We start from the raw sequence: 14,447 nt of genomic DNA on the forward strand, positions 1-14,447 counted from the left end.
CGCGTTCGAACGCGCGGGAAATTTCACGTCCGAACGTTTTATGCAAGCCGTTCAGTCATGAACTTTTTCCCGCACGCATTTTCATCTCGCGCTTCGTATTTCTCTGCTTTTATCACACTGCTTTTATTTCCCGGAACAAGGGCCACTGGCCGTCAGGAGTCCAGGCGCCTTTGATGGTGTTGGGCGTCACCCAGGCGTTACTGCCGTGGTAGAGAAAGACATAGGCGCCGGTTTCCTCCAGTTGATCCTGCAGCTTGACATACATGGCGGCCCGTTTGCCCTGGTCCAGTTCATTGGCGGCATCGTCGCTCAGTTTGTCCCAGTCCTTGTCGCAGGTTCTTTGGGTATTCCAGATACCCACCTGCTTGCAGGTGAACCAGGCGGTAACCCAGCTGGCATCCGGCGCGGTGGTAAAGGTGGTCATCCGCAGCTGCGAGTCCTTCCAGGCGGTGCCTTCGGATTCCTGCCCGGCCGCCACAAAGGCCGCGCTGTCCATTTGATTGATTTGCAATTGAATACCCACTTCCGCCAATTGCGCCTGAATGACCTGGGCGACGGTGCCGCCGTCGGTGGAGGTGGTCAAGTCCAGCCGCAGCTGCAGCTTGGATACGCCGGCTTCCTTAAGCAGGCGTTTGGCGGCGTCCGTTGAGTAGGGATAGATATTTTTACTCCGGGCGCCGGGCAGCGGCGGCGGCACCAGACCGAAAGCCGGTTTTACCGCCCCGCCGAAAGCTGCGTCCAGAATGGAGGGCACGTCAATGGCTTGCTGGATCGCGCGACGGACCCGGATATCCTTAAGCAGCGGATGATCAACGTTCATGCCGAGCCAGGTATAGGCCAGCGCCGGTCGCACCGTCAGGGTGGTGCCGGCCACTCCCTGCTGGTATTTGGGTATGGCGCTGATATTGATTTTGGTCATGTCCAGATCCCCCGCTTCAAAGGCGATTTCGGCGGTATTCAGATCGCCGATGGGCACCAGTTGAATCTGGTCGTAAAAACAGTGCGGTCCACTCCAGTTCTCGTTACGCACCAGGGTCAGCCGCTCCCTGGGTTGCCACTCGCCGATGCGATAAGGCCCGGATGACGCCAAGGGATCGGTGGCGATTTTTTTATCCTTCGCCGCTTCCACGGCCTTTTTACAGATAATCAGGCCGGAGGCATGGGGCAAGGTACTGGTGAACAGCGGCGCGAAGGGATGTTTCAAATGAATGAGTCCCTCGTAGGTGCCCTTGATCTCCACATGATCGAGGGCCTCCCAGTCGGTGGCATAAATCGCCGCCAGTTTGGGATCGATGAACCGTTCAAAGGAGTACTTCACGTCTTCCGCGGTCATTTCGCCAAAATCACCGGTCCACTTGATGCCCGGTTTGAGCTTGAAATGCACCGTCAGCGGGTCCACCTGTTCCAATACCTCTGCCGCATCCAGCTGCCATCCCCATTCTGTGCCGGCCTTGTACTGGCATAAGCCGGAATAGACGGCAAACATGACCATTTCATCGTACCAGCCGCTGCGATTGGCCGGATCGAGGTTGGTGATATCCTGATCGTTTTGCACGCGCAGGATTTTATTTTTGTTATCGGCGGCAAAAGCCACCGTCCGTCCGCCAAGCGCCAGCGAACCGGATACCCCGGCGGCAAGGATCGCCATGGTTTTAATAAGCTCACGTCTGTTCATCGAGGGGCCTTTCATGGATGCATCTCCTTTTAAATGATGCGGCTTGGCCGGGCCATTTGGGGTTGGTTTGGGATTAACGGGGTATGACAAGTCACCTGATGCTCCGCGGTAAGCTGCCGCGGCGCCGGCGCTTCGCTTCGGCAACGTTCCGTCGCCAGGGGACAACGGGTGTGAAACTCGCAGCCGGCGGGCCGGCGGGATAAGGTGGGCACATCCCCCTGCAACACGCCGGCGCCCGGGGGGTTATGCTTGCTTTTAGCGTTGAGCAGCGCCCGGGTATAGGGATGCGCCGGCGCGCGGAAAATGGCCTCGGTGGGCCCGGTTTCCACAATTCGTCCCAGATACATAATGGCAATTCGGTCCGTGACATGGCGGGTAATGGCCAGATTATGGGTAATAATCAGATAACTCATGCCCAGTTCCCGCTGTAGCGAGGTCAGCAGGTTAAGCAACTCGCCCTGAACCGAAAGATCCAGGCCCGCCGTGGGCTCATCGGCGATGATAAGCTTGGGCCGCAGGGCAAGAGCCCTGGCTACCGCCACCCGCCGCGCCTGGCCGCCCGAAAGTTGATGGGGATAGCGGTCCAGAAACAGCGATGGCAGGCCCACCAGTTCGAGCAGTGCCGCCGCCGCGCCGCGGCGTTTATATTCGCGGCCGTTAACCGCAAAAGGTTCGGTGACCAGATATTCCACCGTCATGCGCGGATCGAGGGCGGCCATCGGGTCCTGGAATATCAGCCCGGTTTCCCGGCGGATAGTCCGCCAGGACAAATCACTGGCATCCAGCGGTTCCCGGCCGTTAACCTGGATACTGCCCTTGGTTACCGGGGTCAGGCCAATCACGGCTCGCCCCAGCGTGGTTTTGCCGCTGCCGCTCTCGCCGATAAGACCGACGGTCTTGCCCGGCGGCACATGCAGACTGACGCCGGCCAGCACATCCACATGCCCGACGGCGCCGGGCATCAGACGGCTCAACAGATTGCCGGTCTTGTAGCGAACCACTAAATCCTGAATTTCAAGCATCGGCATTCACCTTATGGCAGCGCACCGTCCGGCCCTTTTCCCCCAGCAGGGTTTCCGGCGGCGTCTCGCTGCCGCACGGCGCGAACGCCAGGCTGCAGCGGGGCTGGAACGGACAACCGACGCGGTGGACGCTCGGCATCGGCACCGAACCGGCGATAAACGGCAGTTCGCGGGTGGCCACTTCAATTCGCTCCGGATCGCAGGCCAATAACGCACGGGTATAAGGATGGGCGGGAGAGCCGAAAATCTCGCCGATGGGACCGGCTTCGACGATCTCTCCGGCGTACATCACCGCCACTTTGTCGCAAAGAGCGCTCACCAAATGCAAATCGTGAGTCACAAAGATAATGGCGCCGTCCACCAACTGGCGGCTGGCCTTAAGCACTTCCACCACCTGCATCTCGGTGGTGGCGTCCAATGCGGTAGTGGGTTCGTCGGCAATCAGCAGCTCCGGTTCGGTTAACAGCGCCGCCGCGATGGCGATACGCTGGCGAATACCGCCGCTGAGTTCATGGGGATATTGCTTCAGCCTCCCCTGAGGGTCTGAAATCCCTACACGTTCGAGCATTTTCACCGCATGATTCAGCTTATCTGCCTTCGAACCCGGCTTATGGTGCTGGAACGCCACCAGCTGCTTGCCGATGGTGATCACCGGATTGAGAGCGGTGAAGGGATCCTGGGACACGGTGGCGATACCGTTGCCCCGCAGGCGGCGCTTGGCGGATTCAGGCAGCGCAAGGAGGTCTTGTCCGTGGTAAAGCAGCTGCCCGGAAGCCTGGGCATTGGCGGGCAACAGCGTGAGCATGGCTCCCACCAAGGTTGATTTACCCGAACCGCTCTCCCCCACCAGACCCAGCACTTCGCCTTTTTCCACCTGCAGGGAAATCTGGCGAACGGCCTTTAGCGGACCCTTGTCGGACGCATAGGTGACCGACAGGTTGTGCATTTCCAACAGTGCCATCAGTTATCCCCCCGGGATTGTCTGGCGGTGCGGGGATCAAGCGCATCCCGTAACGCCTCGCCGAGAAAGGTAAAGCCAAGGGTGGCGATGATAATGGGAATGCCGGCGGCAATAACGATATGGGGCGCCTGGCGGATAAAGGAGTAGCCATCGTTGAGTACCGTACCCCAGCTGGCGTCCGGCGGCTGTACCCCCTGCCCCAGGAAACTCAGGCCCGACTCAATGGCGATAACCGCCGGAATATCCATCGCCACCAGCACCAGCAGCGTGCCGGTCATATTGGGAACCAAGTGGCGAAAAACCACGCTGACGGGTGAGGCGCCCATGGCGCGGGCGGCGACAATATACTCCATGCGTTTGAGAACGCGGGTCTGGCTGCGCACTACCCGAAAGTAGCCAGGCACCATAAAAGTGATGATAATCATGATGATGGTGCTCACGCTCGACCCTACCAGCGTCACTACCGCCAAGGCGAACAGAATCATCGGTATCGACATCAGCGAATCGCAGAACAGCATTAGCAAGGTATCTATCTGCCGCGGACCGTAACCCGCCAGCAGTCCCAGCATGGCGCCGATAAGCAGCGCGCCGCCGGTGCCCAGGAATGCCACCGTCATAGCGATCCGGCTGCCGTAAATCAGGCGCGACAGCACATCGCGGCCGAGCTGATCGTTGCCCAGCCAGTAGTCCATGCTCGGCCCTTTAAGACGCAGGGCCGCTTTGATGGCAATGGGATCGTGCGGAGCCAGCCAGGGGGCGAAGATGGCGCACAACAGCATTGCCGCCACGCAAATCAGGGCAAAACGCCCCATGGGGCCTGACCAAACGTGCCGCAGCACGCGAAACGGGTCCGGCCGGCCCGCGGCGGCAATGTCGCCGGGACTCAATGCCGGGGTGGTGGTGATGAGCGCCATGGTCAAAGCTCCTGCCGCACGCGCGGATCCAGAAAAGTGTTGATCAGGTCGGCGATGAGATTGGCCAGTACATAACATCCGGAGGTCACCACCACCGTCCCCATCACCACCGGAAAATTGCGGGAAATCACCGAGTCGTACGCCAGCTTGCCCAGGCCGGGCCGCGCGAACACGATCTCGGTCAACACCGCGCCGGAGAGCAGCGAACCAATGCCGACCCCTAATACCGACACCACCGGCACCACCGCGATGGGCAGGGCATAGCGCAGCGCAATCAACCGATCGCCGATGCCGAAGGCGCGGAAGGTGCGGATATGGTTTTCCTTCAGCACTTCCAGCATCGAGGCCCGCACCAGCCGGGCCAAATAACCGATCCAGCTTAATGCCACCGTCAGGGAGGGCAGTACCAGCGCCTGTAGCTGCGAGCCCAAATCCCCCTGCTGCCCCGCGCCGATGGCCGGAAACCACTTCAATGTCACTGAGAACACCAGCAGTGCGTAAATCGCCACCACAAAAGCCGGCAGGGCGATCACGCTGGTGGACAGCAGTCCTATCAGCCGGTCGAGCCAGGTATTGGGCCGCAAGGCCGCCCAGCACCCCAGCGGGATGCCGATAATAATGGCCCAGGCAATGGCCGACAGGGCCAGAATGAGGGTATTGGGTAAGGCGCGGGCAATAAGCTGATTCACCGGCCGATGAGTCAGGACATCTTCGCCGAGATCTCCTGCGGCCACATGGACGATAAATCGTCCGATTTGCACGATAGCCGGCTGATCAAGCCCCATGTGTTCACGCAATGCCTGCTTTTGCGCCTCGCTGGCCCTCGGTCCCAACGCTACCGAAGCCGGATCCCCGGGCACTAAAAACACCAGACAGAATAATATCGTGATTGCCACCAGCATCACTGACGCCGCCAGAACTAACCGGCGAAGCAGGTAAAAGAACATAAGCGCAGCCTGTTAAATTAATTTTGTCAATGAAACGACAGCCCACCATCCGGCGCCGGAGAGATCTTCCGTCACGTTTTACTCAATTCGGGTGGGAGATAACCGGAAAATCGTCGCCGGCCCGACCGGTTATTTCGCCGGCTTCGGCGGATTGCGGCGGTAAACGTAAGCAAGCTTGCCAGTGTTTTAACCAAACAAAGGCCACATTCACGACATGATTTATTAACAATGCGACATATAAGAACTACGTATGCATGTCCGGTCCTATCCGGTCCTGTCCGGCCAAAATAGCGTTCTGACCGCCGGATCATTCACCAGCGTCCTTTTCTTACGCCGCCGCGTTAAAAGCGTCGCGGCGTCTCTTATGACTTTTTTAGATTTTACTTCATTGAAGTCTAAGCAATAATTTCTTCCGCTGCTGTGCCGGCAGCGTTTTTATAAAAACATCACAACATAAAAATCAACGCGTTACGTTAAACCTCACGGGTTCCCGCGAATTGTTTTACGATCACGGCAAGGTATTTATTAAATTTATTTTTTTATTATTTTATAAAATGCACTATTACACTATGCTTGTACGTCATATTTACACCTTGTAGACATAATAAAAAAACTCCAATAAATCAACAAGATTTTATCTATATCATCTTTATGTTAATTGAAAATTAGCAGGCTACTTAGTTATCATAAAAGTAATAAAGTAAAATAACATATCAACGACGTAATATTTCTGTATAGCATCCGTATTTTTCAATTAGTCGTGTTTAAAAATAGAAAATATTCCTATAAACTGCGCTGGCAATTCGTTAAGTATATTGCATGGCCCGTTCTTCAATTCAGAGATAATTATCGATTCCCCTAATGAGACACCGGGAAATAGGAAGGAATTTTATCGCCTTGGATTGAGATGTGTCATTGAAAAATTTGTTAAAAATATGTTTTTAAATTATGAAAATGGCGGGATTATTAAATACCCCACCCTCCATTTATAACAAATTTTTAACCTGCAATCGCGGCGAGTGAATCGCCTTAATTTCACCTAGAGATTATAAAATGGAAAAAGTTAAAGATATTGCCGACACCGTGGAATCTTTATCACGTATCTATCATCGCTTACGTAAAGAAGTGAACGGACAATTGGTTAACGAAGGACTGTCATTATCCAAAATGAAAATTCTTCAATTGATAACCCATGGCAAAACCAGCGCGACGGATATCAAAAACTATATGGGCTTTTCATCCCGCACCGTGGTCACCGTGCTGGACGCCCTGGAAAAGGATCTTATGCTGCAACGCCAGCAAAGCCCTACTGACCGGCGGGTCAAGCACGTTTATATTACGGAGAAAGGGCTGGATAAACTGCATATCGCCCAACACACGCACCGGACCATTCTGGAGCGTTTGCTTGCCCCCTTATCCGAAACGCAATTGGAAAAACTTGGCGAAATCTGCAATATGCTAGAACTGAGTCAATAGTAATTTTGGACTTTATTTGCGAATACAAACGTTAAGTGATAATGGTTAATTTAACCCCTTACACTTAATATACTCTGAACATTCTTCATCAATTTTCACGTCCGGATTGATGAGGAAAACTTTCTCGGCGTCCAGACATATAAGTGATGTTTGATATATGCATGTGGATAGTTTTACCCTGGCGGATCGGGTCAGATGAGCGATCGTGCATTTAGGAATGGGGCATATCCGCAGAAATTCAGGGTTGCCGGTATGGCCGGCATCCTTTATTAATTTGATTCATTGTCTTCATCAACAAAAACTCTTCTTTTGATACTTAAATTTTTCTTAATATTATGCTCGAGGGACTACGCATTTTCTGCGCAGCATTGCCGATAATCTGCTTTTTAATCTTTTTACTGGAAATTTATTCCCCGCCGGCACATCGCCACCTTATGCCGGTGCGGCGCAAGGCCGCTTCCCGCTTCAGCGCCGCTTCGCCGTCGCCAGGCCATCGCTGGCCCGGACGTAAGGCTCGGATGGCATAAATTCCTCTCGCTGCAGCAAGTGAGGCTGCATCCGGCGCCAATGCCGTGTATAATAACCGCTGTGATCAATTATACCCACCATCTTTCAAGCGGCAGCTGACGCTTGAACGCCATCGGGTATAGATGCGTCGATTCATTAACCACAGTCGAAAATCCCAGTATGGTTCAAGGAACGCTTTACATTGTTTCCGCACCCAGCGGCGCGGGAAAATCCAGCCTGATTCAGGCGTTGCTTAAAACACAACCGCTTTACGACACTCAGGTTTCGGTTTCCCACACCACGCGCCCCGTTCGTCCGGGTGAAAAACAGGGTGAACATTATTATTTTGTTTCCAAGGCGGAATTCGAACGCATGATCAATGAAGACGCCTTTTTGGAGTATGCGAACGTCTTCGGTAATTATTACGGCACTTCCCGCGAAATGATCGAACAGGTGTTATCCACCGGCGTGGACGTCTTTTTGGATATCGATTGGCAAGGGGCGCAGCAAATCCGTAACAAAATGCCCCAGACGCGCAGTATCTTCGTGCTGCCGCCCTCCAAAGAGGAACTGGATCGCCGTCTGCGGGGCCGCGGACAGGACAGCGACGAAATCATCGCCGGGCGCATGGCGCAGGCGGTGGCCGAGATGTCCCATTATGCCGAATATGATTACCTGATCGTAAATGATGAATTTAATACGGCACTGATGGATTTGAAAACCATCATCCGTGCCGAACGTCTGCGTCTGAACCGCCAAAAACTGCGGCATGACGCTTTAATCACCAAACTGTTGGCGGACTGAGACAACTTTCAGTATGATGCCCAGTCATTTCTTCATCTGTGGAGTAGCTCGCATATGGCACGCGTAACTGTACAAGACGCCGTCGAAAAAATTGGTAACCGTTTTGACCTGGTGCTGGTCGCTGCTCGTCGAGCTCGGCAACTTCAGGTCGGCGGCAAAGACCCTCTGGTTGCTGAAGAAAACGATAAGTTCACCGTTATCGCCCTGCGTGAAATCGAAGAAGGCCTGATTACCAATCAGATCCTCGACCTGCGGGATCGTCAGGAACAGCAGGAGCAGGAAGCCGCGGAAATCCAGGCGGTAACCGCGATTGCTGAAGGCCGTCGCTAACCTCAAACAACGGTTCGCAATTGTATCTGTTTGAAAGTCTGAATCTATTGATTCAACGTTACCTGCCAGAGGATCAAATCAAACTCCTCCGGCAGGCGTATCTTGTCGCCCGTGATGCTCACGAGGGGCAGACACGCTCCAGCGGTGAGCCCTACATTACCCACCCTGTGGCCGTGGCATGCATCCTGGCGGAAATGCGCCTCGATTATGAAACGCTGATGGCGGCGTTGCTGCATGATGTCATCGAGGATACCCCCGCCACCTACCAGGACATGGAACAACTGTTCGGTAAAAGCGTGGCGGAGCTGGTGGAAGGGGTATCCAAGCTCGACAAGCTGAAGTTCCGCGACAAGAAAGAAGCCCAGGCGGAAAACTTTCGCAAGATGATCATGGCGATGGTGCAGGATATCCGGGTGGTGCTGATCAAGCTGGCGGACAGAACGCATAACATGCGCACCCTGGGTGCGCTGCGCCCCGACAAACGCCGGCGCATCGCCCGTGAAACGCTGGAAATATACAGCCCCCTGGCCCATCGCCTCGGCATCCACCATCTCAAGACGGAACTTGAGGAGCTGGGCTTCGAAGCGCTGTATCCGAACCGCTACCGGGTCATCAAAGAAGTGGTCAAGGCCGCGCGCGGCAACCGCAAAGAGATGATCCAGAAGATACTCGCCGAAATCGAAGGGCGACTGACCGAAGCCGGCATCCCCTGCCGGGTCAGCGGACGGGAAAAGCATCTTTATTCCATTTATTGCAAAATGCACCTTAAAGAGCAGCGTTTCCATTCCATTATGGATATCTATGCCTTTCGGGTGATCGTCGGCGAAGTGGACACCTGTTATCGCGTATTGGGACAGATGCACAGCCTGTATAAACCGCGCCCCGGGCGGGTGAAGGATTATATCGCCATTCCCAAGGCCAACGGCTACCAGTCCCTGCACACCTCCATGATCGGTCCCCATGGCGTTCCGGTCGAGGTGCAAATCCGCACCGAAGACATGGATCAAATGGCGGAAATGGGGGTGGCGGCGCACTGGGCTTATAAAGAACAGGGCGAAACCGGCACCACGGCCCAAATCCGCGCCCAGCGCTGGATGCAAAGCCTGCTGGAGCTGCAGCAGAGCGCCGGCAGCTCGTTTGAATTTATCGAAAGCGTCAAATCCGATTTGTTCCCGGATGAAATCTATGTGTTCACGCCGGAAGGCCGCATCGTCGAGCTGCCGGCGGGCGCCACCCCGGTGGATTTCGCTTATGCGGTGCATACCGATATCGGCCATGCCTGCGTCGGCGCCCGAGTGGATCGGCAGCCATATCCCCTGTCGCAGGCCTTGACCAGCGGACAGGCGGTGGAAATCATCACCGCTCCCGGCGCCCGTCCCAATGCGGCGTGGCTGAACTTTGTGGTCAGTTCCAAGGCCCGGGCCAAGATACGCCAGATGCTGAAGAACCTTAAGCGCGACGATTCCGTCAGCCTGGGCCGCAGACTATTGAATCACGCCCTGGGGGGCAGCCGGAAACTGGCCGAGGTGGCGCCGGAAAACCTTCAGCGCGAGCTGGACCGGATGAAACTGGCGTCCCTTGATGACCTGCTGGCGGAAATCGGCCTGGGCAACGCCATGAGCGTGGTTATAGCCCGCAATCTGCAGGGCGATCAGTCCAATATGGCGCAGCCCGGTCCGAAGACGCTGCCCATCAAAGGCGCCGACGGCGTATTGATCACCTTCGCCAAATGCTGCCGCCCCATCCCCGGTGATCCGATTATCGCCCACGTCAGCCCCGGCAAAGGCCTGGTGGTACACCATGAATCCTGCCGCAATATCCGCGGTATCCAGAAAGACGCGGAAAAATTCATGGCGGTGGAATGGCAGTTGGATACCGAGCAGGAATTTATTGCCGAAATCAAAGTGGACATGTTTAATCATCAGGGAGTACTGGCCAATCTGACCGCGGCCATTAACGCCGCCGATTCCAATATCCAGAGCCTGAACACCGAAGAAAAAGACGGCCGGGTCTATAGCGCGTTTATCCGTCTTACCACCCGCGACCGTGTCCATCTGGCCAACATCATGCGCAAAATACGCGTAATGCCGGATGTGATCAAGGTGACGCGCAACCGGAATTAACCCCCTTTGGGGTTAATCTGCCACGGAGAGCTGAAATGATGGAAGGCCGTCTGCTGAACGCCATACCGTTGAATACGCTTTCAGGGGTCGGTCCCGCACAGGCGGCCAAGCTCTCCCGGCTCGGGCTGGAAAATCTCCAGGATTTATTGCTGCATCTGCCTTTGCGCTACGAAGACCGCACCCGGTTATACGCCATCGGCGACGTCCTGCCCGGCATGTTTGTAACGGTGCAGGGGGAAGTGCTCGGGTCCGACATCAGCTTCGGCCGGCGGCGCATGCTGACCTGCCGGGTCCGCGACGACAGCGGCCTTATCACCCTGCGCTTTTTCAACTTCAACGCCTCGATGAAAAACAGCCTGGCCGCCGGTCGCCGGATTACCGCCTATGGCGAAATCCGGCGCGGGCAGCTGGGGGCCGAAATCATCCATCCGGAATACCATATCCTCGGCGATCACAGCGAGGTCGAACTGGCCCCGGCCCTGACGCCGGTGTATCCCACCACCGAAGGCGTCCGCCAGGCCTCACTGCGCAATCTGACGGATCAGGCGCTGCTTTTGCTCGATACCTATCCCATTGCCGAACTGCTGCCGCCGGAGCTGAGCCGGGGACTTATCGGCTTGCCCGAGGCGCTGCGCACGTTGCATCGCCCGCCGCCGGATATTTCGCTGGCGGATCTGGAGCAGGGCAAACATCCGGCCCAGCGGCGTCTGATCCTGGAAGAATTGCTGGCCCATAATCTCAGCATGCTGGCGGTACGGGCCGGGGTGCGCAAAGATCTGGCCCTGGCGTTAACCCCGGGACCGCAGTTGAAACAGCGGTTTCTCTCTTTGCTTCCCTTTACGCCCACCGGCGCGCAGCGGCGGGTGGTGGATGAAATAGAACAGGACCTGGCGCAGCCGGTGCCGATGATGCGGCTGGTGCAGGGGGATGTGGGTTCGGGAAAAACCCTGGTGGCGGCGCTGGCGGCATTGCGGGCCATCGGCGAGGGTAAGCAGGTGGCGCTGATGGCCCCCACCGAGCTGCTGGCGGAGCAGCATGCCATGACCTTCCGCGCCTGGTTCGAACCGCTGGGCATCGAGGTAGGCTGGCTGGCTGGCAAACAAAAGGGCAAGGCGCGCCAGGCCCAGCAGGACGCTATCGCGCAGGGGAGCGTGGGCATGGTGGTGGGTACCCATGCGATATTCCAGGAGCAGGTGCAATTTTCAGGGCTGGCGCTGGTTATCATTGATGAGCAGCACCGGTTTGGCGTCCATCAGCGTTTGGCTCTGTGGGAAAAGGGGCTGGCGCAGGGCTACCATCCACATCAGTTGATCATGACCGCCACTCCCATTCCCCGGACCCTGGCCATGACCGCTTATGCCGATCTGGATACCTCGGTTATCGATGAATTGCCCCCGGGGCGTACGCCGGTGACCACCGTGGCCATTCCGGATAGCCGGCGGACCGAGGTTATACAGCGGGTGCGGCAGGCTTGTTTGCAAGAGCAGCGCCAGGCTTATTGGGTCTGTACCCTGATTGATGAATCCGATTTGCTTGAGGCCCAGGCGGCGCAGGCCACTTGGGAAGACCTGCAGGCCGCCTTGCCGGAGCTGCGTATCGGTCTGGTGCACGGCCGGCTTAAGTCCAAGGAAAAGCAGGAGATTATGCGGGCGTTCAAGGCCGGGGAGATCCATTTGCTGGTGGCCACCACCGTGATAGAAGTGGGGGTGGATGTGCCTAATGCCAGCCTGATGATTATCGAGAATCCCGAACGTCTGGGCCTGGCGCAATTGCACCAGCTGCGCGGCCGGGTCGGCCGCGGCGCGGTAGCCTCCCATTGCGTGCTGTTATATAAGTCTCCCCTGAGTAAAACCGCCCAGAGGCGGTTACAGGTATTACGGGATACCAATGATGGTTTTGCCATCGCCCAGCACGATTTGGAAATCCGCGGTCCCGGGGAACTGCTGGGTACGCGCCAAACCGGCAATGCGGAGTTCAAAGTGGCGGATTTGCTGCGCGACCAGGCGATGATCCCGGAGGTCCAGCGGCTGGCGCGCCATATTCATGAGCATCATCCCGACTCCGCCCGGCTGCTGATTGAGCGCTGGATGCCGGAGCGGGCGCGTTACACCAATGCGTAGGCACGCCCTCCCTTTAACACGCTCGCGTTGAGCCCCGGCGTTAGCGGACGGCGTGAATTCGCCCTTGAGTTGACTTATATCAATCGGTTGGGATGCGGGTTGTAAGCAATCGATTGCTTTTAGAAACAAGTTGATTAAAATGCCTCCTTTGCCGCCTATGAAAGCCATTCAACATGACAATGCCTTCCTATGAAATCGATGACGCGCCGATTCCCGTTGTCAAAAGCGAGCTGATTTACCATCTTGACGATCGTCCGCCGCTGGCGGAAACCCTGTTTGCCGCCTGTCAGCATTTGCTGGCGATGTTTATCGCCGTTATCACCCCCGGGCTGCTGATCTGCCAGGCGCTGGGGCTGCCGGCGCAGGATACGCAGCATATTATCAGCATGTCGTTGTTCGCTTCCGGACTGGCTTCCATACTGCAAATCAAAACCTGGGGACCGGTGGGATCGGGGTTGTTATCCATTCAGGGTACCAGCTTCAACTTTGTCACGCCGCTTATCATGGGCGGGCTGGCCCTGAAAAACGGCGGCGCCGATGTGCCCACCATGATGGCGGCCCTGTTCGGTACCCTGATGGTGGCGTCCTGTACCGAGATTTTGCTCTCCCGCGTGCTGCATCTGGCGCGCCGCATTATCACGCCGCTGGTGTCCGGCATCGTGGTGATGATTATCGGTATTTCCCTTATCCAGGTGGGACTGACCTCTATCGGCGGCGGGTTTGCCGCCATGGGCGACCACACCTTCGGCGCGCCGAAAAATCTTCTGCTGGCGGGGATTGTGCTGGTGGTTATCATTTTACTTAACCGCCAGCGCAACCCGTATTTGCGGGTGGCTTCGCTGGTGATCGCCATGGCGGTGGGCTATGCGGCGGCCTGGTTGCTGGGCATGTTGCCGCCGTCCGGACCTGAGGCTCCCCATAAGCTTATCATGGTGCCGACCCCGCTTTATTACGGGTTGGGGTTCGATTGGAATCTGCTGGTGCCGCTGATATTGGTGTTTATGGTGACTTCCATAGAAACCATCGGCGATATCACCGCCACCTCGGATGTCTCTGAACAACCGGTACGCGGGCCGGTCTATATGCGCCGTCTGAAAGGCGGCGTGCTGGCCAACGGGCTGAATTCTTTTCTTTCCGCGGTGTTTAATACCTTTCCCAACTCCTGTTTCGGCCAGAACAACGGCGTCATCCAGCTCACCGGCGTCGCCAGCCGCTATGTGGGTTTTGTCGTGGCTTTGATGCTTATAGCCCTCGGGCTGTTTCCGGTGGTCAGCGGATTCGTCCAGCATATTCCGGAACCGGTGCTGGGGGGCGCTACCATTGTGATGTTCGGCACTATCGCCGCTTCGGGCGTCCGCATCGTCTCGCGGGAACGGCTAAACCGTCGCGCCATTATGATCATCGCCCTTTCTCTGGCGGTGGGCCTGGGGGTATCGCAGCAGCCCCTGATTCTGCAATTCGCGCCGCAATGGTTAAAAACGCTGTTGTCATCCGGTATCGCCGCCGGCGGCATTACCGCCATTATCCTGAATTTACTGTTCCCGCCGGAACACAATTAATTAACATTC

The 14,447-nt window shown here is 56.5% G+C and carries 11 protein-coding genes; 6 read left to right on the forward strand and 5 right to left on the reverse strand.

Features of this window, described 5'->3' with window-relative positions; all coding sequences use genetic code 11:
- Positions 1–112 precede the first annotated feature (112 nt).
- The 5 genes from ACL2XO_RS27820 to ACL2XO_RS27840 are packed head-to-tail and all read right to left on the reverse strand — an operon-like array spanning position 113 to position 5,519.
- Positions 113–1,675, reverse strand: coding sequence for an ABC transporter substrate-binding protein (locus ACL2XO_RS27820; protein WP_413742008.1), 1,563 nt, complete (start codon positions 1,673–1,675; stop codon positions 113–115).
- Positions 1,676–1,704: 29 nt separating this feature from the next.
- Positions 1,705–2,697, reverse strand: a complete 993-nt coding sequence (locus tag ACL2XO_RS27825) for an ABC transporter ATP-binding protein (RefSeq protein WP_413742009.1) — start codon at positions 2,695–2,697, stop codon at positions 1,705–1,707.
- Positions 2,690–3,658, reverse strand: coding sequence for an ABC transporter ATP-binding protein (locus ACL2XO_RS27830; protein WP_203524192.1), 969 nt, complete (start codon positions 3,656–3,658; stop codon positions 2,690–2,692). Before ACL2XO_RS27830 ends, ACL2XO_RS27825 begins: the two co-directional genes overlap by 8 nt.
- Positions 3,658–4,572, reverse strand: coding sequence for an ABC transporter permease (locus ACL2XO_RS27835; RefSeq protein ID WP_413726133.1), 915 nt, complete (start codon positions 4,570–4,572; stop codon positions 3,658–3,660). The genes ACL2XO_RS27830 and ACL2XO_RS27835 overlap by 1 nt, the downstream gene beginning before the upstream one ends.
- Before the next feature lie 2 nt (positions 4,573–4,574).
- Positions 4,575–5,519 (reverse strand): ABC transporter permease, encoded by a 945-nt coding sequence (locus ACL2XO_RS27840; protein WP_132924180.1) that lies wholly within the window; start codon positions 5,517–5,519, stop codon positions 4,575–4,577.
- 1,053 nt (positions 5,520–6,572) lie between these two features.
- Between ACL2XO_RS27840 and ACL2XO_RS27845 the strand changes: the two genes are divergently transcribed.
- The 6 genes from ACL2XO_RS27845 to ACL2XO_RS27870 all read left to right on the forward strand — a co-directional run bounded on the left by ACL2XO_RS27845 (position 6,573) and on the right by ACL2XO_RS27870 (position 14,438).
- Positions 6,573–6,995, forward strand: a complete 423-nt coding sequence (locus tag ACL2XO_RS27845; protein ID WP_132924179.1) for a MarR family winged helix-turn-helix transcriptional regulator — start codon at positions 6,573–6,575, stop codon at positions 6,993–6,995.
- Between the two features lie 687 nt (positions 6,996–7,682).
- Positions 7,683–8,306 (forward strand): guanylate kinase, encoded by a 624-nt coding sequence (gene gmk / locus ACL2XO_RS27850; protein ID WP_132924178.1) that lies wholly within the window; start codon positions 7,683–7,685, stop codon positions 8,304–8,306.
- 54 nt (positions 8,307–8,360) lie between these two features.
- On the forward strand, positions 8,361–8,636 hold the full coding sequence (gene rpoZ, locus ACL2XO_RS27855; RefSeq protein WP_132924177.1) for a DNA-directed RNA polymerase subunit omega: 276 nt from the start codon (positions 8,361–8,363) through the stop codon (positions 8,634–8,636).
- Positions 8,637–8,656: 20 nt separating this feature from the next.
- Positions 8,657–10,759: a bifunctional GTP diphosphokinase/guanosine-3',5'-bis pyrophosphate 3'-pyrophosphohydrolase gene (gene spoT / locus ACL2XO_RS27860; RefSeq protein WP_132924176.1), complete on the forward strand. Its 2,103-nt coding sequence runs from the start codon at positions 8,657–8,659 to the stop codon at positions 10,757–10,759.
- Between the two features lie 38 nt (positions 10,760–10,797).
- Complete coding sequence (gene recG, locus ACL2XO_RS27865) at positions 10,798–12,879, forward strand: ATP-dependent DNA helicase RecG (protein ID WP_413743015.1); 2,082 nt, start codon at positions 10,798–10,800, stop codon at positions 12,877–12,879.
- A gap of 173 nt (positions 12,880–13,052) precedes the next feature.
- On the forward strand, positions 13,053–14,438 hold the full coding sequence (locus ACL2XO_RS27870) for a nucleobase:cation symporter-2 family protein (protein ID WP_132924175.1): 1,386 nt from the start codon (positions 13,053–13,055) through the stop codon (positions 14,436–14,438).
- Positions 14,439–14,447 lie beyond the last annotated feature (9 nt).

Origin of the sequence: Sodalis sp. RH15, from assembly GCF_047324255.1 — a bacterium.
Classification (GTDB): domain Bacteria; phylum Pseudomonadota; class Gammaproteobacteria; order Enterobacterales; family Enterobacteriaceae; genus Acerihabitans; species Acerihabitans ligni.